This window comes from Streptomyces sp. AC512_CC834, assembly GCF_019049325.1.
Taxonomy (GTDB): domain Bacteria; phylum Actinomycetota; class Actinomycetes; order Streptomycetales; family Streptomycetaceae; genus Streptomyces.
The window spans coordinates 821,660-846,481 of record NZ_JAGMUO010000097.1; the positions used below are offsets into that span (position 1 = coordinate 821,660).

The 24,822-nt window shown below is 71.9% G+C and carries 24 protein-coding genes; 15 read left to right on the forward strand and 9 right to left on the reverse strand.

The genetic code is table 11. From position 1 onward, the window contains the following. Positions 1 to 70 precede the first annotated feature (70 nt). Entirely contained in the window at positions 71 to 1,594 is a 1,524-nt protein-coding gene (locus tag KUM40_RS31270; RefSeq protein WP_217169558.1) for an aldehyde dehydrogenase family protein, read from the forward strand. Positions 1,595 to 1,837: 243 nt separating this feature from the next. On the opposite strand, the gene KUM40_RS31275 is transcribed toward KUM40_RS31270, so the two are convergent. After that, positions 1,838 to 2,605: a YqjF family protein gene (locus KUM40_RS31275; RefSeq protein ID WP_217169559.1), complete on the reverse strand. Its 768-nt coding sequence runs from the start codon at positions 2,603 to 2,605 to the stop codon at positions 1,838 to 1,840. A 170-nt stretch (positions 2,606 to 2,775) separates the two neighbouring features. Here KUM40_RS31275 and KUM40_RS31280 point away from each other — a divergent pair, with 170 nt between their 5' ends. The 5 genes from KUM40_RS31280 to KUM40_RS31300 all read left to right on the forward strand — a co-directional run bounded on the left by KUM40_RS31280 (position 2,776) and on the right by KUM40_RS31300 (position 8,501). Then, on the forward strand, positions 2,776 to 3,867 hold the full coding sequence (locus KUM40_RS31280) for a MerR family transcriptional regulator (RefSeq protein WP_217169560.1): 1,092 nt from the start codon (positions 2,776 to 2,778) through the stop codon (positions 3,865 to 3,867). Positions 3,868 to 4,256: 389 nt separating this feature from the next. Beyond that, positions 4,257 to 5,285, forward strand: coding sequence for a LacI family DNA-binding transcriptional regulator (locus KUM40_RS31285; RefSeq protein WP_217169561.1), 1,029 nt, complete (start codon positions 4,257 to 4,259; stop codon positions 5,283 to 5,285). Between the two features lie 286 nt (positions 5,286 to 5,571). Further along, positions 5,572 to 6,744 carry a cellulose binding domain-containing protein gene (locus tag KUM40_RS31290; protein WP_217169562.1) on the forward strand — a complete coding sequence of 391 codons (1,173 nt, stop codon included), beginning with the start codon at positions 5,572 to 5,574 and terminating at the stop codon, positions 6,742 to 6,744. 119 nt (positions 6,745 to 6,863) lie between these two features. After that, positions 6,864 to 7,955 (forward strand): lytic polysaccharide monooxygenase, encoded by a 1,092-nt coding sequence (locus tag KUM40_RS31295; RefSeq protein WP_217169563.1) that lies wholly within the window; start codon positions 6,864 to 6,866, stop codon positions 7,953 to 7,955. A gap of 156 nt (positions 7,956 to 8,111) precedes the next feature. Next, positions 8,112 to 8,501 (forward strand): luciferase family protein, encoded by a 390-nt coding sequence (locus KUM40_RS31300; protein WP_217169564.1) that lies wholly within the window; start codon positions 8,112 to 8,114, stop codon positions 8,499 to 8,501. Here KUM40_RS31300 and KUM40_RS31305 read toward each other — a convergent pair. Together KUM40_RS31305 and KUM40_RS31310 are read right to left on the reverse strand one after the other, a co-directional pair. After that, the gene (locus tag KUM40_RS31305) at positions 8,464 to 10,059 is read right to left on the reverse strand and encodes an MFS transporter (protein WP_217169565.1); all 1,596 of its coding nucleotides are present in this window, start codon (positions 10,057 to 10,059) and stop codon (positions 8,464 to 8,466) included. The genes KUM40_RS31300 and KUM40_RS31305 overlap by 38 nt on opposite strands. Positions 10,060 to 10,261: 202 nt before the next feature. Beyond that, positions 10,262 to 10,735, reverse strand: a complete 474-nt coding sequence (locus KUM40_RS31310) for a MarR family winged helix-turn-helix transcriptional regulator (RefSeq protein WP_217169566.1) — start codon at positions 10,733 to 10,735, stop codon at positions 10,262 to 10,264. Between the two features lie 164 nt (positions 10,736 to 10,899). On the opposite strand from KUM40_RS31310, the gene KUM40_RS31315 reads away from it, so the two are divergent. Beyond that, positions 10,900 to 11,268, forward strand: coding sequence for a DUF779 domain-containing protein (locus KUM40_RS31315; RefSeq protein WP_217169567.1), 369 nt, complete (start codon positions 10,900 to 10,902; stop codon positions 11,266 to 11,268). A gap of 104 nt (positions 11,269 to 11,372) precedes the next feature. Here the strand turns inward: KUM40_RS31315 and KUM40_RS31320 are convergent, their stop codons facing one another. The 6 genes from KUM40_RS31320 to KUM40_RS31345 form a co-directional block, all read right to left on the reverse strand. After that, positions 11,373 to 11,567 (reverse strand): hypothetical protein, encoded by a 195-nt coding sequence (locus KUM40_RS31320; protein WP_217169568.1) that lies wholly within the window; start codon positions 11,565 to 11,567, stop codon positions 11,373 to 11,375. Between the two features lie 117 nt (positions 11,568 to 11,684). After that, entirely contained in the window at positions 11,685 to 12,548 is an 864-nt protein-coding gene (locus tag KUM40_RS31325; protein ID WP_217169569.1) for a phosphatidylinositol-specific phospholipase C/glycerophosphodiester phosphodiesterase family protein, read from the reverse strand. Between the two features lie 186 nt (positions 12,549 to 12,734). Continuing rightward, the gene (locus KUM40_RS31330; RefSeq protein ID WP_217169570.1) at positions 12,735 to 13,877 is read right to left on the reverse strand and encodes an acyl-CoA dehydrogenase family protein; all 1,143 of its coding nucleotides are present in this window, start codon (positions 13,875 to 13,877) and stop codon (positions 12,735 to 12,737) included. Beyond that, a complete protein-coding gene (locus KUM40_RS31335) occupies positions 13,874 to 15,055 on the reverse strand; it encodes an acyl-CoA dehydrogenase family protein (RefSeq protein ID WP_217169571.1) in 1,182 nt (393 codons plus the stop codon). Before KUM40_RS31335 ends, KUM40_RS31330 begins: the two co-directional genes overlap by 4 nt. Next, positions 15,052 to 16,071 (reverse strand): NADPH:quinone oxidoreductase family protein, encoded by a 1,020-nt coding sequence (locus tag KUM40_RS31340; RefSeq protein ID WP_254395796.1) that lies wholly within the window; start codon positions 16,069 to 16,071, stop codon positions 15,052 to 15,054. Before KUM40_RS31340 ends, KUM40_RS31335 begins: the two co-directional genes overlap by 4 nt. Positions 16,072 to 16,165: 94 nt before the next feature. Next, positions 16,166 to 16,762 carry a helix-turn-helix domain-containing protein gene (locus KUM40_RS31345; RefSeq protein ID WP_217169572.1) on the reverse strand — a complete coding sequence of 199 codons (597 nt, stop codon included), beginning with the start codon at positions 16,760 to 16,762 and terminating at the stop codon, positions 16,166 to 16,168. A 76-nt stretch (positions 16,763 to 16,838) separates the two neighbouring features. Here KUM40_RS31345 and KUM40_RS31350 point away from each other — a divergent pair, with 76 nt between their 5' ends. The 8 genes from KUM40_RS31350 (at position 16,839) to KUM40_RS31385 (ending at position 24,772) form a co-directional block, all read left to right on the forward strand. Next, the gene (locus tag KUM40_RS31350; protein ID WP_217169573.1) at positions 16,839 to 17,807 is read left to right on the forward strand and encodes an NAD(P)/FAD-dependent oxidoreductase; all 969 of its coding nucleotides are present in this window, start codon (positions 16,839 to 16,841) and stop codon (positions 17,805 to 17,807) included. 185 nt (positions 17,808 to 17,992) lie between these two features. Further along, entirely contained in the window at positions 17,993 to 19,531 is a 1,539-nt protein-coding gene (locus KUM40_RS31355) for an ATP-dependent DNA ligase (RefSeq protein WP_217169574.1), read from the forward strand. Next, entirely contained in the window at positions 19,528 to 19,989 is a 462-nt protein-coding gene (locus tag KUM40_RS31360) for an NUDIX domain-containing protein (protein WP_217169575.1), read from the forward strand. Before KUM40_RS31355 ends, KUM40_RS31360 begins: the two co-directional genes overlap by 4 nt. A 144-nt stretch (positions 19,990 to 20,133) precedes the next feature. After that, positions 20,134 to 21,519, forward strand: coding sequence for an NADP-dependent succinic semialdehyde dehydrogenase (locus KUM40_RS31365; RefSeq protein ID WP_217169576.1), 1,386 nt, complete (start codon positions 20,134 to 20,136; stop codon positions 21,517 to 21,519). Positions 21,520 to 21,544: 25 nt separating this feature from the next. Continuing rightward, the gene (locus tag KUM40_RS31370) at positions 21,545 to 21,781 is read left to right on the forward strand and encodes a DUF6213 family protein (RefSeq protein WP_003977626.1); all 237 of its coding nucleotides are present in this window, start codon (positions 21,545 to 21,547) and stop codon (positions 21,779 to 21,781) included. Positions 21,782 to 21,840: 59 nt separating this feature from the next. Continuing rightward, positions 21,841 to 23,031 carry a type III polyketide synthase gene (locus KUM40_RS31375; protein WP_302180912.1) on the forward strand — a complete coding sequence of 397 codons (1,191 nt, stop codon included), beginning with the start codon at positions 21,841 to 21,843 and terminating at the stop codon, positions 23,029 to 23,031. Then, on the forward strand, positions 23,028 to 24,242 hold the full coding sequence (locus tag KUM40_RS31380; protein ID WP_217169578.1) for a cytochrome P450: 1,215 nt from the start codon (positions 23,028 to 23,030) through the stop codon (positions 24,240 to 24,242). The genes KUM40_RS31375 and KUM40_RS31380 overlap by 4 nt, the downstream gene beginning before the upstream one ends. Then, positions 24,239 to 24,772: a cupin domain-containing protein gene (locus KUM40_RS31385; protein ID WP_308401275.1), complete on the forward strand. Its 534-nt coding sequence runs from the start codon at positions 24,239 to 24,241 to the stop codon at positions 24,770 to 24,772. Before KUM40_RS31380 ends, KUM40_RS31385 begins: the two co-directional genes overlap by 4 nt. Positions 24,773 to 24,822 lie beyond the last annotated feature (50 nt).

Below are 24,822 nucleotides of genomic sequence, written 5' to 3' on the forward strand. Positions count from 1 at the left end.
GTCCCGCTTCCTAGCCTCACGCGCAGAGCTGTCCAACGGCGGGCAGCGCTCGATGAGGGAGGCACACAGGATGACCCGTTACGCGGCGCCCGGCACCCAGGGCGCGATCGTCTCCTATCAGTCGCGCTACGACCACTTCATCGGCGGTGAGTACGTACCGCCGGCACGCGGGCAGTACTTCGAGAACCCGTCCCCGGTGAACGGGCAGCCCTTCACGGAGATCGCACGCGGCACGGCGGACGACGTGGAGCGGGCGCTCGACGCCGCGCACGAGGCCGCTCCGGGCTGGGGCCGTACGTCGGTGACCGAGCGTTCCGACATCCTGCTGAAGATCGCCGACCGCATGGAGGCGAACGTGGAACGCCTGGCGGTCGCCGAGAGCTGGGAGAACGGCAAACCGGTGCGCGAGACGCTGGCGGCCGACATCCCGCTCGCCATCGACCACTTCCGTTACTTCGCGGGTGCGCTCCGAGCCCAGGAGGGCTCACTCGGCGAGGTCGACGACGACACCGTCGCGTACCACTTCCACGAGCCGCTGGGTGTCGTCGCGCAGATCATCCCGTGGAACTTCCCGATCCTGATGGCGACCTGGAAGCTCGCCCCCGCCCTCGCCGCCGGAAACGCGGTGGTCCTCAAGCCCGCGGAGCAGACCCCGGCCTCGATCCACTACTGGCTGAGCCTGGTGGCCGACCTGCTGCCCCCCGGTGTCCTGAACGTCGTCAACGGCTTCGGCGTGGAGGCGGGCAAGCCGCTCGCGTCCAGCCCCCGGGTGGCGAAGGTGGCGTTCACCGGGGAGACCACCACCGGGCGGCTGATCATGCAGTACGCCTCCGAGAACATCAAACCGGTCACGCTGGAGCTGGGTGGCAAGTCGCCGAACATCTTCTTCGACGACGTCTGGGCGCAGGACGACGACTTCCGCGACAAGGCTCTCGAGGGCTTCGCGATGTTCGCGCTCAACCAGGGCGAGGTCTGCACCTGCCCGTCCCGGGCCCTCGTCCAGCGCGGCAGCTACGCCGAGTTCATGGAGGCCGCCGTCGCCCGCACCGAGCTGATCAAGCCGGGCCACCCCCTGGACACCGACACGATGATCGGCGCGCAGGCTTCCAACGACCAGTTGGAGAAGATCCTCTCCTACCTGGACATCGGCCGGCAGGAGGGCGCCAGGGTACTCACCGGTGGGGAACGGGTCGAGCACGACGGCGAGTTGAAGGGCGGGTACTACGTCCAGCCGACGATCTTCGAGGGGCACAACCGCATGCGGATCTTCCAGGAGGAGATCTTCGGCCCGGTGGTGTCGGTCACCCCCTTCGACGACTTCGACGACGCGATCAGGACCGCCAACGACACCCTGTACGGTCTCGGCGCCGGGGTGTGGACCCGCGACATGAACACCGCCTACCGCGCGGGCCGCGCGATCCAGGCGGGACGCGTGTGGACGAACTGCTACCACGCCTACCCGGCGCACGCCGCCTTCGGCGGCTACAAGCAGTCGGGCATCGGCCGGGAGAACCACAAGATGATGCTGGAGCACTACCAGCAGACGAAGAACCTCCTGGTCTCCTACTCGCCGAAGAAGCTGGGCTTCTTCTAGCCACGGAAGGAGGGTGCCGCACCAGGACGCACGCCCGGCCGGCGCCCTCCCTCCGGCAGGCGTGCGGCAGCCGGCGTCCGTCGTCCCGCTTGGTCATGACGTACGGCGGGCCGCAGGAACCGCGTGTGCACCGCTTGGGACTTCAGGGGTGAGGTGCCGGTGTCCACGGGTGAGGCATCGGCCTCGATGGGTGCGCCCTTTGAGTTCATGCGGGGCACCGTGGCGCCTCAAGTGCGCTTTACGTCAGGGACCGAGGGTCACGGCGCGGGCCGGACGGGCGGGGCGGCCGAGACGGACCGGGACGCCGGGTGAGTACAGGACGCTGACCGGGGCGTCCGTGGGGGCCGGTATCCCGGCCCCCACGACCAGGTCTTCGTCGCACGAGATGAGCCGGGCCCGGTGCAGGGGCCAGCGGGGATGGTGGTTGGGGAGGTACGCCGCCCCCGCCGCCCCGCCGAAGAACATGTTGTGCATGCCCCAGCGGGCGGTGAGGAAGTGTTCCAGAGCGGTGGGCTCGTGGATGGGTTCACCGGTCCGCAAGGTAATGCGGCTGTAGGCGCCGCGCGGTCCGGGCCAGCGACGGGAGCTGGTGTAGGTCACGGTGTCGCCGGCGGAGCGGACGGTCATGCGGGACCACAGGTAGGGCAGCCGGAAGCCGACACGCCCCATCACCACCGGTATCAGCCGCGAGGCGTCCATCGACCGGAAGACAACGCCGCGTCGCCCGTGCGCGTCCACGCTGTACAGGCGCACGTTGGTCTCCGGGAACGAGCCGAAGTACGGCATCCCGGGCAGCCGGAACCACCCCACCCGGTGCATCCGAAAGGCGACGAGCCCGACGTACGTGAGCCCGTCGTGCGTGTCGGGAACGGTGCCGCGCGGCATCAGTCCCGCGACGGCCGCGGGCTCGACGGCCCAGTGGATGAAGGCGAGGTCGAGCCACTCCTGGGTGAGAAGCGGCATCCGTATCTCCGCGGGGGCGTCCGGGGTGACGGCGCTGGGCTTGTGCACGGCGCAAGAATGGCAGACGGGAGCGGCCGGGGACGGGCGGGGTACGTCGATGCGAGATGGATCACGGCGGGCGACGCGACGGACGGGAACATGAGGTCCGGTCGAAGCCGTGATCCGTGATTGACCCTCGACCTGGTCGAGGGCCCAGAGTTCTGGACGTGGAGAGCGAGATGCACAGCATTGGGGAGACGGCCCGCGACAGCGGGCTGGGCGTGAGCGCCCTGCGGTTCTACGACCGTGCCGGTGTGCTGGTCCCCGCCCGGGTCGATCCGGTGAGCGGCTACCGCTGGTACGCCCCGGAGCAGGTCGCCGAGGCCAGGTTGCTGGCCCGGCTGCGGCGGGCGGGCATGCCTTTGGCGGACATCCGGCTGGTGCTGGCCGGCTGGTCCGGCGCGGACACGGACCTCGTGCGAGGGCTTCTCCAGGCGCACCTGCGCCGTCTCGAACTGGGGCTCGCCGAGGCCCGCAGCGAGGTCTCCGCACTCCGAGCGCTACTCGATCACAGGGAGAACCCCATGACCGCCTCGCCGCGTACCGGCACCGTCCGGCTGTCCCTCCACGCGCCCGAACTGGCGGCCGCGCTCGACGCGGTCCGCTTCGCCGCCGGTGACGACCCTGAGCTGCCGATGCTCGGCGGGGTCCTCTTCGACGTCGAGGGTGACGTGCTCCACGTCGTGGCCACCGACCGGTACCGGATGGCCACCGCGCGCATGGCCGCCGCCGGACACGGTGGACCGCGTGAACAGGTCGTCGTACCCACCCCGCTCGCCGACGCGATGCGCGCGCTGCTGAGTGACGACGGGCCCGCCCGCTTCGCCGTCGAGGACGACCGCGTGACGCTGGAGGCAGGGGAGCGCCAGGCGTCCGGGCAACGCCTGGCATACGACTTCCCCGACTACCGCCGTCTCGTCCAGCTTCCGTCCGGGCGGCGGGTCGTCGTCGATGTGCCCGCCTTCCGGAAGGAGTTGGAGACCGGCCCCGTCCGCGCGGGTGAGGCGGGCCGGCAGGACGGGACCGCACAGGACGTCAGTGTGCTCCGGGTGGCCGACGACGGCACGGTGACCGTCTGCGGGGACGGCGAGGACGACGCCGGCAGCGTCGGCGTCGGCGTCGACCGCGGCTTCTTGCTGGACGCGCTCGCCGCCGCGGACCGGGACCGGCTGGTCCTGGAGTTCGGCGCCCCCACGGCACCGCTCGCGATCCGCCGGACGGACGACGAGGGGACGTTCTCGCTGCTCATGCCGGTCCGCCTGGACGACTGACGGCGAGCCGCCCGCCCTCCCCCGCGGCCCCGTCCCTCGTGCGCACGGCGTTGTCAGTGGGGTCTCGACCGGCTCCGCCGCGCGGATCTGCCCGGGGCGCCGACGTCCGGGACCGCACAGAACACTCGCACCGCACCGGCCGTTCAGCCGGCGCCCGCCCTCGACGAGGCTCCCGGCCGACACCGGGCGCTTCGCCCACGTATGGCTCGGGGCGGCCGTGTACACGGAGGAACTCGACCGCGCCCTGTGCGCCGCCGCGTGGGGCGTGGGTCCCCGTCCGGCGAGGCCAAGGAACAAGCCGGTCGGCCGACGTCCCCCTCACGATCACCCTGCTGAGCGGGGCGGGCCGCCGTAGTATCGGATGATCTCGTGGGGGAAGGCGGGCGGACATGGGCAGGCAGCGTCCTGGTACGCCGACGCTGGAGGAGGTGGCCGCCCTCGCCGGTGTGGGGCGGGGAACCGTCTCGAGAGTCATCAACAACGCGTCCGGCGTGCGGGATTCGACGCGTCGCGCCGTGCAGCAAGCCATCGCCGAACTGGGGTACGTCCCGAATCTGGCGGCCCGTTCCCTGGCGGGGCACCGTGCCGACGCGGTCGCGCTGGTGATGACGGAGCCGGACTGGCGGCTGTTCGGGGAGCCGTTCTTCACGGAGGTCGTCCACGCGGTCGGCGACGCACTCACCGACACCCCGGTGCAGTTGTTGCTCACGCTCGTCCGTACCGACACCGAGCGACGGCGCTTCGTCGAGTACGCGCGCGGCGGTCGGGTCGACGGCGTCCTGCTGATGTCCGTGCACGCCGAGGATCCGCTGCCGGACATGCTCGCCAAGGCGGGACTGCCGACCGTCATGCTGGGGCGGCGTTCCGGCGACGAGACCGTCACCTACGTCGACGCCGACAACGCGGGCGGTGCGCGCGGCGCGGTCACGTATCTGCTGAAGCGTGGCCGGACCACGATCGGGGCCATCAGCGGACCGCTCGACATGTATGTCGCCCAGTGCCGGCTGCGCGGGTACCGGGAGGCACTGGAACTGGCGGGCGTGGCGGACAGGTCGTCGCTGGTCGTCGAGGGAGGCGACTTCACGGAGGAGAGCGGCCGCCGGGCGATGACCGGCCTGATCGGCCGTCACCCGGAACTCGACGCCGTCTTCGCCGCCTCGGACACGCTGGCCGCCGGGGCGCTCAACGCGCTGCGCGCCGCGGGCCGGCGGGTGCCGCAGGACGTCGCGGTGATCGGCTTCGACGACTTCCAGCCGGCCCGGCCCACGGATCCGCCGCTGACGACGGTCCGGCAGCCGCTGGAGGAGATCGGGCGCACGATGGTGCGGCTGCTGCAGGAGGAGTTGGAGAACTCTCCCGCCGTCGCCTGGCGGCACGTCATCCTCCGCACGGAACTGGTGATTCGGGACTCCGCCTGAACGCCTGAACGCCTGAGCGCACGAGCACCTGAGCACCTGAGCGCCTGACCGACGGGGCGACGGGCCTCCGGGCCGACGGCCTCCGGGAGCGCTCCCGGCGACGCGTCGCTCACCTGGGGCTTCGAGATTCCTTCGACAACTATGGCGCGCACAGTCTTGTCAGGAACATGAACCGCTCCTACAGTCCCCAATCAACCGGTTAGTGGGAGCGCTCCCATCAGTGGGGAGTTGGGAGCGCTCCCGCACCGGCCCCTCCTTCCCCCCGCACCCACCCGGAGAGGCCCCCATGCGAACGTTTCGGTCCCAAGTCCGCACCCGGCACGGCCTTTGGGGTGCCCTGATGGCGACCTTCGCGGTCTTCGCCGTCATCGCGTCGCTCGTGACCGCGGCGGCGCCTGCCCGGGCGGACACCACGATCTGCGAACCCTTCGGGACGACGACGATCCAGGGACAGTACATCGTCCAGAACAACCGCTGGGGCTCCAGCGCCACCCAGTGCGTCACCGCCACCGACACCGGCTTCCGGGTCGCCCGGGCCGACGGCTCGGCGCCGACCAACGGGGCGCCGAAGTCGTACCCGTCGGTCTTCAACGGCTGTCACTACACGATCTGTTCGCCGGGGACCGACCTCCCCGCCCGGCTCGACACCGTCTCCGGGGTGCCGTCGAGCATCTCGTACGGCTTCGTCGACAACGCGGTCTACAATGCCTCGTACGACATCTGGCTGGACCCTGCTCCGCGGACCGACGGGGTCAACCAGACCGAGATCATGATCTGGTTCAACCGGGTGGGCCCGATCCAGCCCATCGGCTCACCGGTGGGCACGGCCACCGTGGGCGGACGGACCTGGGAGGTGTGGAGCGGCGGCAACGGCTCCAACGACGTGCTGTCGTTCGTGGCCCCGTCGGCGATCACCGGCTGGACCTTCGACGTCATGGACTTCGTCAGGGCGACGGTCTCGCGCGGACTCGCCGAGGACGACTGGTACCTGACGAGCGTTCAGGCGGGCTTCGAACCCTGGCAGAACGGCGCCGGGCTGGCCGTGAACTCGTTCTCCTCCACCGTCGAGACCGGCGGCATCCCGGGCAACCCGGACCCCGGCACCGGCGACCCCGGCAACCCCGGCGACCCGGGTGATGCGGCGGCCTGCGAGGTGTCGTACGGCACGAACGTCTGGCAGGACGGCTTCACCGCGGACGTCACCGTCACCAACACCGGCACGGCTCCCGTCGACGACTGGCAGCTCGCCTACACCCTGCCGGCGGGCCAGCGGATCACCAACGCCTGGAACGCGTCCGTCACGCCCTCCACGGGCAGCGTCACGGCGACCGGCGTGGGGCACAACGCCCGGATCGCCTCCGGCGGCAGCCTGTCGTTCGGCTTCCAGGGCTCCTACAGCGGCACGTTCACCGAGCCGGCCGGCTTCCGCCTGAACGACGCCGTCTGCACCACGGCGTAACCGCCCAGCCCGCCCCCGACTCCTCGCCCGTCCGGTCGAAGCGCCCGCCCCGGACGGGCGAGGGTTCCATCGCGGGCCCGACACCCCCCACCCACCCACCTCGCAGACAGGAGACCCCTATGGCTCGACGCAGCAGATTCCTCACTTTGGCGGCGGTACTGGCCACCCTGCTCGGCGCGCTCGGCGTGACCTTCCTGCTCGGGCAGGGACGGGCCGAGGCGCACGGCGTGGCGATGATGCCCGGCTCCCGCACCTACCTGTGCCAACTGGACGCCAAGACCGGCACGGGCGCCCTCGACCCGACGAACCCGGCCTGTCAGGCCGCCCTCGACGAGAGTGGCGCGACGGCGCTGTACAACTGGTTCGCCGTACTCGACTCCAACGCCGGTGGCCGCGGCGCCGGTTACGTGCCGGACGGCACCCTGTGCAGCGCCGGCGACCGTTCCCCGTACGACTTCTCCGCCTACAACGCCGCCCGTGCGGACTGGCCTCGGACGCATCTGACGTCCGGGGCGACGATACCGGTGCAGTACAGCAACTGGGCGGCTCACCCGGGTGACTTCCGGGTCTATCTGACCAAGCCCGGCTGGTCGCCCACCTCCGAGCTGGGCTGGGACGACCTGGATCTGATCCAGACGGTGACCGACCCGCCGCAGCAGGGCTCGCCCGGCACCGACGGCGGCCACTACTACTGGGATCTCGCGCTGCCCTCGGGCCGCTCGGGCAACGCGCTGATCTTCATGCAGTGGGTGCGTTCGGACAGCCAGGAGAACTTCTTCTCCTGCTCGGACGTCGTCTTCGACGGTGGCAACGGTGAGGTCACCGGCATCCGCGGTTCGGGCAGCACCCCGGACCCGACGCCGACCCCGACGGACCCGACGACTCCGCCGCCCACCCACTCCGGTTCCTGCATGGCCGTGTACTCCGTGGAGAACTCCTGGAGCGGTGGTTTCCAGGGTTCCGTCGAGGTGATGAACCACGGCACGGAGCCGCTGAACGGCTGGGCCGTGCAGTGGCAGCCGGGCAGCGGGACCACGCTCGGCGGGGTGTGGAACGGCTCGCTGTCCGGCGGCACCGACGGCACGGTCACGGTCCGCAACGTGGACCACAACCGCGTCGTACCACCGGACGGCAGCGTGACCTTCGGCTTCACCGCCACTTCCACGGGCAACGACTTCCCCGTGGGAACGATCGGCTGCGTGACACCCTGATGTGCAGGGGTCAGCCCGGTACACCGGGGTGAGCCCTGACCCTGACGCATCGGAAGAGGTCGGTGGGGCCTTGTGAGGGGCGCCACCGACCTCACGTGCCGGTTACAAATCGCTCAACCCCTGGTTGCGACGCGGTGATCGGGCGACCATGGGTCCATGACTCTGGCCCAGCGCGCCTTCGAGCGGCTGCAAGCCTGGCCCGACCTCTCCGTGGGTCCGGCCAGTTGCGGAACCGGACGGGCGCTGTGCTCCGCCCGTGTCGAGATCGTCCACTTCCACTCGGGCCGGGACGTGGATCTCCACCTCACCCTGCGGGCCATCCAGCGTTTCCAGTACGACCTCGGCGGCTCCAGCGCCATCCGGCTGGTCCCCGGCTCCCGTTGGGTGACCGTGCACCTGGACTGCGACACGGACGTCGACCTGCTGCTGAGCCTGGTGAGCATCGCGCTCAAGGCCCATCAGAGCCGGCCCCCCACCGACCTGCCCTCGGGGTGCAACTTCCACCGCGTCACGGTGCTTCCGCGCTCCGGGGCCGGGGAGGCCTGAGACCGACCGCGGCGAGGACCGCGCCGAGCACGCAGAGAACTCCGGTGACGATCACGGCCACGTGGACACCGTTCATGAACGCCTGTCCGCTGCCCTCCACCACGGCGGCCCGCAGCCCGGCAGGCATGTCGCCGGAGACGGGCGCCACGCCCATCGCGACGGCGTCCTCGGCCTCCCTCAGACCGTGGGCCACGGCCGGGGGCACGCCCGCGCCGGTCAGCTCGCCGGTGAGGGTGGCGCCGGCCTTCCCGCTGATCAGGGAGACCAGCACGGAGGTGCCGAGCGCGCCGCCGATCTGCAGCGTGGTCGCCTGGAGACCGCCGGCCACACCGCCGTCCCGGACGGGGGCGTTGCCCACGATGGCGTCGGAGGAGGCGGACATCACCATGCCGACGCCGAGGCCGAGCGCGACGAACGGCGGCCACATCGTGGCGTAGGAGGAGTCGGTCTGCCAGGTGAGCATGCCGAAGCAGGAGACCGCCTGGAGCAGCGTGCCCAGCGGCATGGTCAGCCGGGGTCCGAAGCGCTGGGTCAGCGCCGCTCCCAGGGGGGACGCGACCAGCGAGGCGAGGCTGAGCGGAAGCGTCCGCACGCCCGCCTCGACCGGCGTGAGGCCGCGCACGTTCTGCAGGTACAGCATGACGAAGAAGATCACGCCGAGCATGACGAAGAAATTCAGCGCGGTGATGACCGCGCCGATCGTCAGCGCACGGCTGCGGAACAGGCGCATCGGCAGCAGCGGGTGCTCGACGCGGGTCTCGTACCGGCCGAAGACGAGCAGGAGCACGAGGCCGGCGGCGACGGCGCCCAGGGTGCCGGCGGAGGTCCAGCCCCAGGTCTCGCCCTTGACGACGCCGAAGACCACGGCCAGCAGGCCGAGGGCGAGCAGGACCAGACCGGGTATGTCGAAGCGTTCCCGGCCGGCGGCGTTGCGGCTCTGCGGAAGGACGAGGGCACCGAAGACGATGGCGAGGACCCCGATGGGGGCGTTGATGTAGAAGACCGACTCCCAGTCGACGTGCTCCACCAGGAGGCCGCCGACGATGGGCCCGAGGGCCGTCGCGACGGCGGAGACCATGGCCCAGATGCCCACGGCCATACCGAACTTCTTCGGCGGGAACACGGAACGGAGCAGTCCGAGGGTGTTGGGCATCAGCAGTCCGCCGAAGGCGCCCTGGAGCGCGCGGAAGGCGACGACGCCCTCGATCGAGCCGGACAGCCCGATGGCGACGGAGGCGAGGGTGAAGCCGGCGACGCCGACCAGGTAGTAGGTGCGCCGGCCGAATCGGTCTCCGAGCTTGCCGCCCAGGATGAGGGTGGCGGCGAGGGCGAGCAGGTAGGCGTTGGTCACCCACTGGAGTTGGGCGGTCGACGCGTGCAGGTCGCTGCCGATCCGGGGGTTGGCGATGGCTACGACGGAGCCGTCGAGCTGGACCATGAACAGTCCGAAGGCGACGGCGAGCAGGGTCAGCCACGGGTTGGACCGCAGACGGCCGGCCGCCGGCGGAGCGGTCTCGGCCGCGGGCGTGGTGGGGTGGTCCACGGACGTGGAGGGCATGGGTGAGCCTTCTCTTCCGGATTCAGTCGGATGTGCAGGGGTGGTGCGGGGAGAGAGGCGGAGCGGAGCGCGGGAGTACCGCGGATCGGCCGTCAGTACACGGCTATGCACGCGGCCGTCCGGCGACGGGCCGGGCGATGGGCCGACGGCCGGCGGCGACGCCTGGGCCCTGCCCGGCCCTGCTCTGCCCTGCTCTGCCCGGTCAGCGGGCGGCGGGGTGGAGGTGCCGCGTCAGCGCCTCGAGGGCGTCAAGGGCGGAGCCGAGCGCGCCCTGCTGGCCCTCGGTGAGCGAGGTCAGGGCGTGGCGGATGAACGCGGTCTCCAGTTCCCGCACCTCGGACAGCCGCTCGCGGGCCGTGGCCGTCAGGTGGAGGTGGGCGACCCGCTTGTCGGCGCTGTCCCGCCTGCGTTCCAGATCCCCCTGCTCGGTGAGCTGGGAGACCAGGGCGCTGACGTTGTTCGGCTTCATCAGCAGGGCCTCGGCGGCCTCGCGCACCGTGGCGCCCTCGTGCTGCGCGACGAACCGCAGCAGGGCGAGTTGGCCCTCAGGGGGCTTGGGGTGCGGATACCGGGCGGCGACCTGTCGGTCCAGCGCCCGGTGCAGCGCGGGAAGGCACGCCGCGAGCCCGGAGGCCACGCGGTCGATGTCCCGGCGGGAGGCGCTGGATTCGGTCACCCGTGGATAGTAGATATGATCAGATAGGTATGTCAAAGGAGGTAATACTGAAGGAGGTCATACGCACCCGTCACCACCACCACCGCCGCCACCACCACCGGCACCGGAGGCGCACCGGAGCCGCGCAACGCACTCGCAACCTTCCCCGTGCTGACATGCGCGGTATGGAGGACACATACGAGGAGACCCCGCGCGTCGAGCTGACCCCGGAGGCCTCCGTACTGCTGCGGCGGCTGCGCGAGGCGCACGGCCCGCTGATGTTCCACCAGTCCGGCGGCTGCTGCGACGGCAGCGCCCCCATGTGCTACCCGGCCGGCGAGTTCCGCACCGGCGCCGCGGACATCCTGCTCGGCGAGCTGGCCGTCGACGGCGTAGCGGAGCCGGTCGAGTTCTGGATGTCGCGCAGTCAGTACGAGGTGTGGCGCCACACCCGGCTGATCGTGGACGTCGTCGCGGGCCGGGGCAGCGGCTTCTCGCTCGAAGCACCCGAGGGGGTGCGCTTCCTGATCCGCTCTCGCGTGATCGATGCCTAGATGCAGCGAGCCGGCTCTTTGCTCGATCTCTCTCCCCCCAGCGGGTCAGGGGCGGCGGGCGATCGAGGCAGTGCGGGTGGTGCGGCCCTGTCTGGGCCTTGGGGCTACGGTCTGAGGCTGCTCACGATGTCCGCCGTGGCGGTCAGGCCGCTGCTGATGGTCGGGGCGATGCTCGTGCTCGCCAGATAGAAGCCGAGCAGCAGGCACACCAGCGCGTGCGAGATCTTCAGCCCGCCGTTGCGCAGGAAGATCACCGCCAGGACGGACAGCAACAGCACCACAGAGATGGAAACGGCCATCGTCAACCTCCTCCGCCACGTCCACTTCGCGGCGTTCGGCCGTAAGTGTGGCGTAGCGGAGGGTTCGTCCGGGCGGCTGACCTGTCCTCCGAACGAGTGGTGTTCCGGCGCGGTGCCCTACGCGTCCCGGTGGGCGTCGAGGAACGCCTCGAGACCCGCGAGGTCGTCGGTGTTGAGATGGTCGACACCGGCGGCGAGCAGTTCGGCCCACACGGCGTCCCGCGCGGGGCCCGCCACGTCGGGCGTGGCCCAGAAGCGCACCCGCTGCCCTCGGGCGTGTGCCGCGCCCACGATGTCCCGCAGCCTGCGCCGCTCGGCGGCCGGGAAGGCGCCCACGCCCTGCCAGGTGAAGTTGAGCGTCCAGTTGTCGCTGATCAGCGGGACGAAGGAGGCCGGTGCGGCGGTGCCGAGGTCGGTGAGGCGGCCGTCGTAGAAGGCCCGGCGGGTGCGCTGGGCCTCCATGGGGGCGCGGGCGGCGCGGTCACCGGAGATCACGGCGGTGACCGCGCCGGGGAACACGCGTCCGTGGGCGTAGGAGGTGAAAAGGTGCCGGTGGCGGCGCAGCCGGCGGTCGAGTTCGAGGTACGTCGACTCGCCCTCGGTCTTGATGTCGATCAGGAGTTGCAGCGAGCCGCGGTCCCGCCGGTACACCCGGCCGTGCCCCGCGCGGACGCGGGCGGCGAGGGGATCGAGGTAGAGCGACTCCAGGGTGCGGGACGGGTCCAGGTCCTCGGGGTCGTGGGCGACGAGGAGTTGGCCGTCGACCAGGTAGATGTCGGCCTCGACGCTGCCGAAGCGGTGGTCGAGGGCGTCCAGGAGCGGACGGGGGTGTTCGTAGTCGTTGTGGGCGTGCGCGCGCCACAACGGACGCGGCCCGTGCCTGCCTTCGTTCGCCAGCGCGGTACCGGCGGGCAGGGCGACCGCGCCCGCGAGGGCGGCGCCGAGGGTGGTGAGGGCTCTGCGTCGGGTGGTGAGGGCCATGCTCTGCCTCCCTGGAAGTGCCGTACGGGACGCCTGTGAGTATGGGGTCCCGGTGGCCTCGGGGAGCAGAGCCGTGCGGGGAGTTGGCCGGACCGCCGCCGGTCGTTCACTTCGCCGGCGCGCGGGTCGCACGGAAATGCCCGCCCCCCGGGGGACGGGCGTTTCCCGGTCGGGGCGGACGGGCCGTCAGGGGGAGGGGGCTCGCAGGTCGGCCAGTTCGGCCAGCGCCGCACGGTGGGTGCCCGCCGACCCGTAGGCGATCGAGTCGGCCTTGGCCCGCTTGAGGTGGAGGTGGACCGGGTGTTCCCACGTCATGCCGATGCCGCCGTGCAGTTGCAGGGCCTCCTCGGCGGCGTGGACGGCGACCTGACCCGCGTACGCCTGGGCCACTGCCACGGCCACGTCGGTGTCCGTGCCGGTCGCGAGGGCGTCGGCCGCGCCCCGGGCGGCGGCGCGCAGGCCCGCCACCTCCAGCCACAGCCGGGCGAGCCGGTGCTTGAGCGCCTGGAAGCCGCCGACCTGGCGGTTGAACTGCTTGCGCTCCTTGAGGTAGCGGACTGTCTCCGTCAGCAGCCAGTCGGCGAGGCCCAGTTGCTCGGAGGCGAGCAGTCCGGCACCGGCCCGCAGGGCGCGGCGCACCGCGGGTCCGGCGTCGCCGAGCCGGCGCCCGGCCACGCCGTCGAGGGTCACCCGCGCCACCGGCCGGGTGAGGTCGAGCGACACCTGCGGGACGACGGTCACGTCGGCCGAACGGACCGCGTAGAGACCCCCGTCGTCCGCGGGCACGAGCAGCACGTCGGCGAAGGACGCGTCGGCGATGCCCGTCAACTCGCCGTGCAGCCCGCCCGCTTCGACTCGCGCGCAAGGAGCGGCGCCGCCCGGCGAGACACCCGGCGCGACGCCCGGCCCGGCGCCCGACGCGACGTGCGGCCCGAGGTGCAGCCCGACGGCCAGCGCGGCGACGGTCGTGGCGGACGCCAGCTCGGTGAGCAGGTCGTCGGCGCCGCAGGCCAGCAGCGCCTCGGTGGCGACGACGGCGCTCGTCAGATACGGCACCGGCGCGACGGCGCGCCCCAGCTCCTCCAGGACCACGGCCGCTTCCCGGTGAGTGGCGCCCTGACCGCCCAGTTCCTCGGGGATCAGCAGGCCCGCGAGTCCCATCGAGTCCGAGAGGGCCTTCCACAGCGACGCGTCGTGCGCGGCGGCCGACTCGGTGCGGGCGATGACGCCCGCCGGGTCGCAGTGGTCGGTGAGCAGGCCCCGGACGGCGGCGCGCAGCGCCTCTTCCTCCTCCGAGTAGAGCAGAGCGGGTTCCGGCTGTGCGCTCATCGGGCGAGGTCCTTCCATGCGACGTCCTTGTCGGTGCGCGGTTCGGCGGGCAGGCCCAGGACACGCTCGGCGACGATGTTCAGCAGGACCTCGCTGGTCCCGCCCTCGATGCTGTTGCCCTTGGAACGCAGGTAGCGGTACCCGGCGTCGCGGCCGGTGAAGTCCACCAGCTCGGGGCGGCGCATGGTCCAGTCGTCGTAGAGCAGGCCCTCCTCGCCGAGGAGTTCCACCTCCAGGCCGCTGATCTCCTGGTTGAGGCGGGCGAAGTTCAGCTTCATGCCGGCGCCCTCGGGGCCCGGCTGGCCGGCCGCCAACTGCTGGCGCAGGCGTACGCCGGTGAGCCGGGCGACCTCGGCCTCGACCCACAGGCCGAGCAGCCGCTGGTGCAGGTCGTGGGTGCGCAGGTCGGGGCGCTCGCGCCAGGTCTCGGCGATCTTGCCGATCATGCCGCCCTCGCGGGGGATCGGGGTACCGCCGATGGCGACGCGTTCGTTGTTGAGCGTGGTCTGCGCGACCCGCCAGCCGTCGCCGATCGCGCCGAGGCGACGGGAGTCGGGGATGCGGACGTCGGTGAGGAAGACCTCGTTGAACTCGGCTTCGCCGGTGATCTGGCGCAGCGGCCGGACCTCGACGCCTGGGTCGGTCATGTCGCACACGAAGTACGTGATGCCTCGGTGTTTGGGCAGGTCCGGGTCGGTGCGGGCGATGAGGATGGCCCAGCGGGCGAGGTGCGCGCTGGACGTCCACACCTTCTGCCCGTTGACCACCCAGTCCTCGCCCTCCCGGACGGCACGGGTGCCGAGTGCGGCGAGGTCGGACCCGGCACCCGGCTCGCTGAAGAGCTGGCACCAGACCTCCTCGCCGGTCCACAGCGGGCGCAGCAGCCAGCGCTTCTGCTCGTCCGTGCCGTACTGGAGGATGGTCGGGGCGGCCATGCCGAGGCCGATGCCGATGCGCCGGGGGTCGTTGTCGGGCGCGCCCTCGGCCGCCAACTCGGCGTCCACGACGGCCTGGAGGGAGCGGGGGGCGCCGAGCCCGCCGAGCCCCTCCGGGTAGTGCACCCAGGCGAGTCCGGCGTCGAAGCGGGCCCGCAGGAAGTCCAGGCGGTCCGTGCCGACCGGCGGGTGTGCGGCCAGCAACTCCTTGGTGCGGGCGCGCAGTTCCGCTGCGTCGGTCATGCGTCGGCTCCCTTCTCCTGCTGCTCCGGCTTCTCCTGCTGCTCCGGCTTCTCCTGCTGCTGCTCCGGTACGACGGCCACCCGGCCGGTCGTCCTGCCGTCGGCGACGCGCTGCACGGCGACCGCCGCCCCGGCGAGCGGCACCCGTTGGCTCACCAGCGGCTTGACGGCGCCCCGCGCGGCCAGGTCGGTGAGCTGCTCGTGGCAGTGCCGGACCAGCTTCGGGTTCTTGGTGTTGTACAGGCCCCAGTGCAGGCCGAGGATCGCGTAGTTCTTCACCAGGGCGTGGTTCAGCGCGGCGCTGGGGATCGTGCCGCTCGCGAAGCCGACGACGACGATCCGGCCCTCGAAGGCGACGACCTTGGTGGACTGGGCGTACGCCTCGCCGCCCACCGGGTCGTAGATCACGTCGGCGCCCCGGCCACCGGTGGCCTCCTTCACGGACGCGACGACGTCCTCGCCGTGCCGGTCGACGACCACGTCGCAGCCCAGTTCGCGGGCGACGGCCGCCTTCTCCGGGCCGCCGACCACGCCGATGACGGTGGCGCCGGCCGCCTTGCCGAGCTGCACGGCGGCGCTCCCGACGCCTCCCGCGGCGGCGTGGACGAGCAGGGTCTCGCCGGCCTCCAGCCGGGCCCGGCGGTGCAGGCCGAACCAGCCGGTCTGGTAGCCGATGTGCAGGGCGGCGGCCTCGGCGTCGTCCAGGGCGTCCGGGGCGGGCAGCAGGGCGCGGGCGTCCGCGAGGGCGTACTCGGCGAAGCCGCCGTGGGGCAGTACCGGGTTGGCGAGGACGCGGCGGCCGTCCTCGGTCTCGCCGCAGATCTCCACGCCAGGCGTGAACGGCAGCGGCGGCCTGACCTGGTACTGGCCCCGGCACATCAGGGCGTCCGGGAAGTTGATGTTCGCGGCGCGGACCCTCAGCAGGACCTGGCCCTCGCCCGGCGTCGGCGGCGCCACGTCCGCGAGGCGCATCACCTCGCCCGGCTCGCCGTTCTCGTGCACCTGCCATGCCTGCATGCGGGGCCTCCACCGACTGCGTCGTCCGACCGGGTCACTCGCATACTAAGCGGTCGCTTGCCGATCGGGGAACAGGTCGCGGACAGTCGTCCCGTCAGGACCGTGCCTCCCGCGACGGCCGCGCGGCGGGCCGTGCCCGTACGTGCATCCGCTCCCCCTGCGGCCCGAAGAGGCTGAGGACCTCGACCGGCCCCTCCCCCGTCGACCCGAACCAGTGCGGCACCCGGGTGTCGAACTCGACGGCCTCCCCCGCCGACAGCACCACGTCGTGCTCGCCGAGCACGAGCCGCAGGCGGCCGGAGAGGACGTAGAACCACTCGTACCCCTCGTGGCTGCGCGGGTCCGGTTCCTCCTTGCGTCTGGGCACCAGCACCTTGAACGCCTGGAGCCCGCCCGCCTGACGGGTGAGCGGCCAGTGGGTGCGGCCGTGGCGCACGATCGGCTCGGACCGCACCCGGGGGTCGCCGACCGGCGGGGCGCCAACCAGTTCGTCCAGCGGCACCTGGTGGGCCTGGGCGATCGGCAGCAGCAGTTCGAGGCTCGGTTTGCGCAGTCCGGACTCCAGCCGCGACAGGGTGCTCACCGAGATGCCGGTCGTCTCGGACAGGGCCGCCAGGGTCACCTCCCGCTCCTTGCGGACCTGGCGGAGCCTCGGTCCGACACCGGCGAGAACGTCGTCTGCAGTCGTCATGTGTTTATTGCAGAACCGGCAAATGTGTTTGTCAATACCGAGGTGTCGAGCGACCTTCTACGTGGAGGTGGTCACCATGACCCAGAACAAGGAACCGCAGGACCTGTCCGGGAAGTACGACGTGGTCGTCGTCGGCGGCGGTGCGGCCGGGCTCTCCGCCGCGCTCGTCCTGGGCCGCTCGCGGCTGCGCACCCTGGTCGTCGACGCCGGTGAGCCGCGCAACGCGCCCTCGGAGCACATGCAGGGCTACCTGACCAGGGACGGCATGTCCCCGGCCGAGTTCCTGGCGCTCGGCCGCGAGGAGATCGCACGCTACGGGGTGGAACTGGTTCGCGACCGTGCGGTGGACGTGTCCCGGGTCGAGTCCCGGGGCGAGGACTTCGCAGTGGAGCTGGCCGGCGGGCGCACCGTCCACGCCCGCCGGCTGATCGTTACCACCGGGCTCGAGGACGAGTTGCCGACGGTGCCCGGGGTCGCGGAGCGGTTCGGGCGTGACGTGCTGCACTGCCCGTTCTGCCACGGCTGGGAGGTGCGCGACGAGCGTTTCGGCGTCCTCGCCACCACCCCGCTCAGCGTGCACCAGGCGCTGATGGTGTCCGGCTGGTCGGACGACGTGACCCTCTTCCTGCACACGGTCGCCGAAGACGAACTGTCCGACGACGACCTGCGCCGGCTAGCCGCGGCCGGCGTGAAGGTGGTGCCCGGCGAGGTCGCGGGCCTGCGGGTCGAGGAGGACCGGCTCACCGGGGTCCGGCTGGCGGACGGCACGGTGCACGACCGCTCGGTGGTGTTCGTCGCCCCGAAGGCCGTGCCGCGGACCGGACTGATGGAGCGGCTGGGCGCGGAGCTCCAGGAGACCCCGTTCGGCGCCTACCCGGTGGTGGACCCGACGGGCCGGACCACCGTTCCCGGTGTGTGGACCGCGGGCAACGCGATGGGCTTCGCCGAACAGGTCGTCCACGCGGCGAGCGGCGGCTACCGGGCGGCGGCCGCGATCGTCGGCGACCTGATCATGTCGGACCTGGACGCGGCCGTCGCGGGGTGAGGACCACCGGTCGGCGGAGCCCACGGGGTGAGGACGCCGGTTCGGGGGCCCTCGGGGTGAGGACCGCGCCGGTTCACAGGCCCTCGGCGTCAGGACCGCGCCGGTTCACGCGCCCACGGCATCAGCAGCGCCAGCCCACGAGCCCGTGGGGTGTGCCCGGGCCCTCTTCGGTGCACCATGGCGGCATGCTGCTTGCCCGGTTGGCCCAGGTGTCCCGGGAGGTCGCCGCCACGTCGGCGCGGTCCCGGAAGACCGTCCTGCTCGCGGAGCTGTTCCGCGAGGCGGAGGCGGAGGACGTGCCGGTCGTCATCCCGTACCTGGCGGGGCGGCTCCCCCAGGGCCGCATCGGCGTCGGTTGGAAGGTGCTGAGCCGCCGGGTCGCGCCGGCCGGCGGACCGACCCTGACCGTGCGCGACGTGGACGCCCGGTTCACCCGGCTCGGCGCGGTGTCCGGCGCCGGTTCGCAGGCCGAGCGGGCCCGGCTGGTCGGCGAGCTGATGGGCGCGGCCACCGAGGACGAGCAGCGCTTCCTGATCGGACTTCTCACGGGGGAGGTCCGGCAGGGCGCCCTGGACGCGGCCGCCGTCGAGGGCCTGGCCGCGGCGACGGACGCTCCCCCGGCGGACGTACGACGGGCGGTGATGCTCGCCGGCTCTCTGCAGACGGTGGCCGAGGCGCTGCTCGCCGAGGGGCCCGGCGCGCTGGAGCGGTTCCGGCTCACCGTGGGCCGCCCGGTCCTGCCGATGCTGGCGCACAGCGCCTCCTCGGTCGCCGAGGCGGTCGGCAAGCTGGGTACCGCGGCGGTGGAGGAGAAGCTGGACGGCATCCGTGTCCAGGTGCACCGGGACGGCGACACCGTACGGCTCTACACGCGCACTCTGGACGACATCACCGGCCGGCTCCCCGAGGTCACCGCGGCGGCTCTCGCGCTGCCCGGCGAGCGGTTCATTCTGGACGGGGAGGCGATCTCCCTCGACGAGAGCGGACGCCCCCGCTCATTCCAGGAGACCGCCGGACGGGTGGGCTCCCGTACGGACGTGGCGACGGCCGCGCGATCGGTCCCCGTCTCCGTGGTGTTCTTCGACGCGCTGTCCGTCGACGGCCACGACCTGCTCGACCTGCCGCTGACCGAGCGGCACGCGGAGCTGGCCCGGCTGGTCCCCGAGCTCCTGCGGGTGCGGCGCACGCTGGTGCACGGGCCGGAGGACACCGGGGCAGCCGAGGAGTTCCTCGCCGAGACGCTGGAGCGCGGTCACGAGGGCGTCGTCGTCAAGGGCCTGGACGCCGCCTACAGCGCGGGCCGGCGCGGCGCGTCCTGGCTGAAGGTCAAGCCCGTCCACACCCTCGACCTGGTCGTGCTGGCCGCCGAGTGGGGCCACGGCCGCCGCACCGGCAAGCTCTCCAACCTGCACCTGGGCGCCCGCACCGCCGACGGCGCCTTCGCCATGCTCGGCAAGACGTTCAAGGGCATGACCGACGCGCTGCTGACCTGGCAGACCGGGCGCCTGCGGCAATTGGCGGTCGAGGAACATCCCTGGGGCGTGACCGTACGCCCCGAACTCGTCGTCGAGATCGCCTACGACGGCCTCCAGCGCTCCACCCGCTACCCGGCCGGCGTCACGCTGCGCTTCGCCCGCGTGGTCCGCTACCGCGAGGACAAGCGCCCCGCGGACGCGGACACCGTGGACACCCTGCTCGCCGCGCACCCCGGGGTCGCCCCGTGAGGCGCAGCGCGGGCCTGCTGCTGCACCGGCGCGGCCCCGGCGGGGAACTTCAGGTGCTCCTCGGTCACATGGGCGGCCCGTTCTACACCCGTCGGGACGCCGGCGCGTGGACGGTCCCCAAGGGCGAGTACGACCCGGAGGAACCGGCCTGGGAGGCGGCCCGGCGCGAGTTCGAGGAGGAGCTGGGGCTGCCGCCGCCCGACGGCCAGGCCGTCCCGCTCGGCGAGGTGCGGCAGGCGGGCGGGAAGGTCGTCACGGTCTGGGCCGTGGCGGCCGACCTCGATCCCGCGACGGTCGTGCCGGGGACCTTCCGCATGGAGTGGCCGCCGAAGTCCGGCCGGATCGAGGAGTTCCCCGAGCTGGACCGGGTGGCGTGGTTCGCGGTCGCCCGGGCGCGCGAGGTGATCGTGAAGGCGCAGGCCGCGTTTCTCGACCGGCTGGCTGAGCACTCGCACTGACGACGACGTACGACAGACAACGGACAACGCACGACGGAAGGCGCACGACGGAAGGCGACGCGCTCCGACGACGGCTGCCGCGTTGCGACGCCGCACGCCGCGCGCCAAGGTCGTAGCACGAGTCTGCACCCAGGGAGGTCGGCCATGCCCATCGCGACGGTGAACCCCGCGAACGGCGAGACGCTCAGGACGTACGAGGCCATGGGCGAGGAGGAGATCGAGCGCCGGCTCGAGTTCGCGGAGGCCACCTTCCGCACGTACCGGACCACGGGGTTCTACGAGCGGGCCGGACTCATGCGCCGGGCAGCCGATCTCCTGGAGGCGGACCGGAAGGAGATCGGGAAGGTCATCACCACGGAGATGGGCAAGCCGGTCAAGCAGGCCCGCGCGGAGGCCGCCAAGTGCGCCAGGGCGATGCGCTGGTACGCCGACCACGCGGCGGAGCTGCTGGCCGACGAGGAGCCCGCGGAGTCCGACGTGAAGGACTCCGGCGCCTCCAGGGCCCTGGTCCGCTACCGGCCGCTGGGCCCGGTGCTCGCGGTGATGCCGTGGAACTTCCCGCTCTGGCAGGTGATCCGGTTCGCGGCGCCCGCGCTGATGGCGGGCAACGTCGGGCTGCTCAAGCACGCCTCGAACGTGCCGCAGACCGCCCTGTACCTGGAGGACCTGTTCCACCGGGCGGGGTTCCCCGAGGGCTGTTTCCAGACCCTCCTCGTCGGCTCCGCCGCGGTCGACGACATCCTGCGCGACGAGCGGGTGCGGGCCGCCACCCTCACCGGCAGCGAGCCCGCCGGCCGCGCGGTGGCCTCGACGGCCGGGGAGATGGTCAAGAAGACGGTACTGGAGCTGGGCGGCAGCGACCCGTTCGTCGTCATGCCGTCCGCCGACGTCGACCGGGCCGCCGAGGTGGCGGTGACCGCGCGCACGCAGAACGCCGGGCAGTCGTGCATCGCCGCCAAGCGGTTCATCGTCCACACGGACGTGTACGACGCCTTCGTCGAACGCTTCGCCGAGGGCATGCGGGCCCTGAAGGTCGGCGACCCGATGGACGAGGACACCGAGGTCGGACCGCTCTCCAGCGAGCAGGGCGTGAACGACCTGGTGGACCTGGTCGACGACGCGGTGCGCGGCGGCGCGACGGTGCTGTGCGGCGGCGAACGTCCGGACGGGCCCGGCTGGTACTACCCGCCGACCGTGCTGGCCGACGTCACCCGCGAGATGAGCATCCATCGCGAGGAGGCCTTCGGCCCGGTCGCCACGCTGTACCGGGTGGCCGACCTCGACGAGGCCGTACTGATCGCCAACGACACCGACTTCGGGCTCAGTTCCAACGTGTGGACGCGCGACGACGCCGACGTGGACCGCTTCGTACGGGATCTGGAGGCGGGCGGCGTGTACGTCAACGGGATGACGGCCTCCCATCCGGCGTTTCCGTTCGGCGGGGTCAAGCGGTCGGGCTACGGGCGTGAGCTGTCCGGGCACGGAATCCGCGAGTTCTGCAACATCACCACCGTATGGCACGGAGCGTGAGCCTTCCGCGACTACGATCCCCTTTGTGAACCGCGAAGTGACCCTGCCTCTGATCGTCGACGACCGCGGCACGCTCCAGGTCGCCGCGTCCGACGTGAGCAAGCTGCTGCGCACGGTCGGCGGACGGTGGCTGCGGCTGGTGGAGACCGGCGAGGAGAGCCTCGACGAGGACACGGTCGCGGCCCTCACCATCGAGCTGGCCAAGCTGGCCGACCGGATCGACGTGGCGTGCATCGCCCACAGCAGCGGCCCCTCCTCCTGACGCCTTCCCCGAGACGGAGTAACCCGGCGAGAGATCGCCGCGCCGATGGGTGATCGTGGATGGGCACCCCTGAAAAGGTGCGGCACTTTCCGGCCGGGGGGCGAGAGCCCTCCGCGAGGAGAAAGCAGGCACGGTTCATGGCGACTTTGTGCAGACCCTCGGTGTCCGTCCCGGAGCACGTGATCACGATGGAGGAGACGCTGGAGCTGGCGCGCGAGCGCCACACCGACCATCCCCAACTGCCGCTGGCCCTCCGGCTGATAGAGAACACCGGGGTCCGCACCCGGCACATCGTGCAGCCCATCGAGGAGACCCTGAAGCACCCCGGCTTCGAGGACCGCAACCGGATCTACGAGCGGGAGGCGAAGGCCCGCGTCCCGGCCGTGGTCCAGCGGGCCCTCGACGACGCGGAACTGCTCACCACCGACATCGACGTGATCATCTACGTCTCGTGCACGGGCTTCATGATGCCCTCGCTCACGGCGTGGCTGATCAACGAGATGGGCTTCGACAGCACCACGCGGCAGATACCCATCGCTCAGCTCGGCTGCGCCGCCGGCGGTGCGGCGATCAACCGGGCCCACGACTTCTGCACGGCCTATCCCGAGGCCAACGCGCTCATCGTGGCCTGCGAGTTCTGCTCGCTGTGCTACCAGCCCACCGACATCGGCGTGGGCTCCCTGCTCTGCAACGGCCTGTTCGGCGACGGCATCGCCGCCGCGGTGGTCCGCGGACAGGGCGGCACCGGCGTACGCCTGGAGCGCAACGGCTCGTACCTGATCCCCAAGACCGAGGAATGGATCATGTACGACGTGAAGGCGACCGGTTTCCACTTCCTGCTGGACAAGCGGGTGCCGGCCACCATGGAGCCGCTCGCACCGGCGCTCAAGCAGTTGGCGGGCGAGCACGGGTGGGACGCCTCCGACCTGGACTTCTACATCGTGCACGCGGGCGGTCCCCGGATCCTCGACGACCTCAGCAAGTTCCTCCAGGTCGACCCGCACGCGTTCCGGTTCAGCCGGGCCACGCTCACCGAGTACGGCAACATCGCCAGCGCCGTCGTCCTGGACGCGCTGCGCAGGCTCTTCGACGCCGGCGGTGCCGAGGACCGGGCACGCGGACTGCTGGCCGGTTTCGGTCCCGGCATCACCGCGGAGATGTCCCTGGGCTGCTGGCAGACCGCGGACGTGCGGCGGAGCGTGCGGCAGGACGTGACCCGGGGCGTGCCGCGGAGTGTGAGGCAGCCATGAGCGAAGAGACGATTCCTCAGACCGTGCCGCCGGTCCGGGACTGGCCCGCCGTCGACCTGCCCGGCACCGACTTCGACCCGGTGCTCACCGAGTTGATGCGGGAGGGCCCCGTCACCCGCGTCTCGCTGCCCAACGGCGAGGGGTGGGCCTGGCTGGTGACCCGGCACGACGACGTCCGCCTGGTCACCAACGACCCGCGGTTCGGCCGCGAGGCGGTCATGGACCGACAGGTCACCCGGCTGGCGCCGCACTTCATCCCGGCGCGCGGCGCGGTCGGCTTCCTGGACCCGCCCGACCACACCCGGCTGCGCCGCTCGGTGGCCGCGGCCTTCACGGCCCGGGGCGTCGAACGCGTACGCGAGAGGTCCCGAGGCATGCTCGACGAACTGGTCGACGCGATGCTGAGGGCCGGACCGCCAGCCGATCTCACCGAGGCGGTGCTGAGCCCCTTCCCCATCGCGGTGATCTGCGAGCTGATGGGCGTCCCGGCCACCGACCGGCACTCCATGCACACCTGGACCCAGCTCATCCTGTCCTCCTCGCACGGCGCCGAGGTCAGCGAGCGGGCCAAGAACGAGATGAACGCCTACTTCGCCGATCTCGTCGGGCTCCGTTCGGACAGCACCGGCGAGGACGTCACCTCGCTGCTGGGTGCCGCCGTGGGCCGGGACGAGATCACCCTGGAGGAGGCGGTGGGGCTCGCGGTCCTGCTCCAGATCGGCGGCGAGGCGGTCACCAACAACAGCGGGCAGATGTTCCACCTGCTGCTGACCCGCCCGGAACTCGCCGAGCGCCTGCGCTCCGAACCGGGGATCCGACCCCGGGCCATCGACGAACTGCTGCGCTGGATTCCCCACCGCAACGCCGTCGGGCTGTCCCGGATCGCCCTCGAGGACGTGGAGATCAAGGGTGTGCGGATCCGCGCGGGCGACGCGGTCTACGTGTCGTACCTGGCCGCCAACCGCGACCCCGAGGTCTTTCCCGACCCGGACACGATCGACTTCGACCGCGGCCCCAACCCGCACGTCTCCTTCGGCTTCGGCCCGCACTACTGCCCCGGCGGCATGCTGGCCCGGCTGGAGTCGGAGCTGCTCGTCGACGCGGTCCTGGACCGGGTGCCGGGCCTGAAGCTCGCGGCGGAGCCCGAGGACGTGCCCTTCAAGAAGGGTGCGCTGATCCGCGGGCCCGAGGCACTGCCGGTGACCTGGTGAGCGGCCTCGTGGCGGCGGCGGAGGGCCTGCTGGTGCCGCCGGGTCACGGCCGGGTGGTGCAGGCGCCGGCCCAGCACGTGACCTTCAAGGTGACCGGTTCGCACTCGCGCATGGCCTCCACCTTCGAGGTGATCGTGCCACCGGGCTTCGACGTCGGCGCCCATGTGCACACCCGCAGCGAGGAACTGTTCTACGTGCTCGAGGGCGAGCTGGACGTGCTCGCCTTCGAACCGCGGATCCGCACGCCCGACAACTGGCGGACGTGGGAGTCGACCTCGGGCAACCGGGTGGTACGCGCCACCCCGGGCACGGTCATCGTCGTACCCCCCGGCTGCCCCCACGCCTTCGCGAACCCGACGGGCGAGCCGGCCAAGATGTTCTTCCAGGCCAGCCCGCCCCCGGACCACGAGCGCTACTTCGAGGAACTGCTGGAGATCCTGGGCGACGGGGGCCCACCGGACCACGAGGCCATCGAGGCGCTCAGGGCCAAGTACGACATCGAGCAGCTCACACCTTTGAAGCACCGGTGAGCACACCAACCTCAGGGGCGCGGGGCTGTGTCCCTCAGGGGCGCGGGACT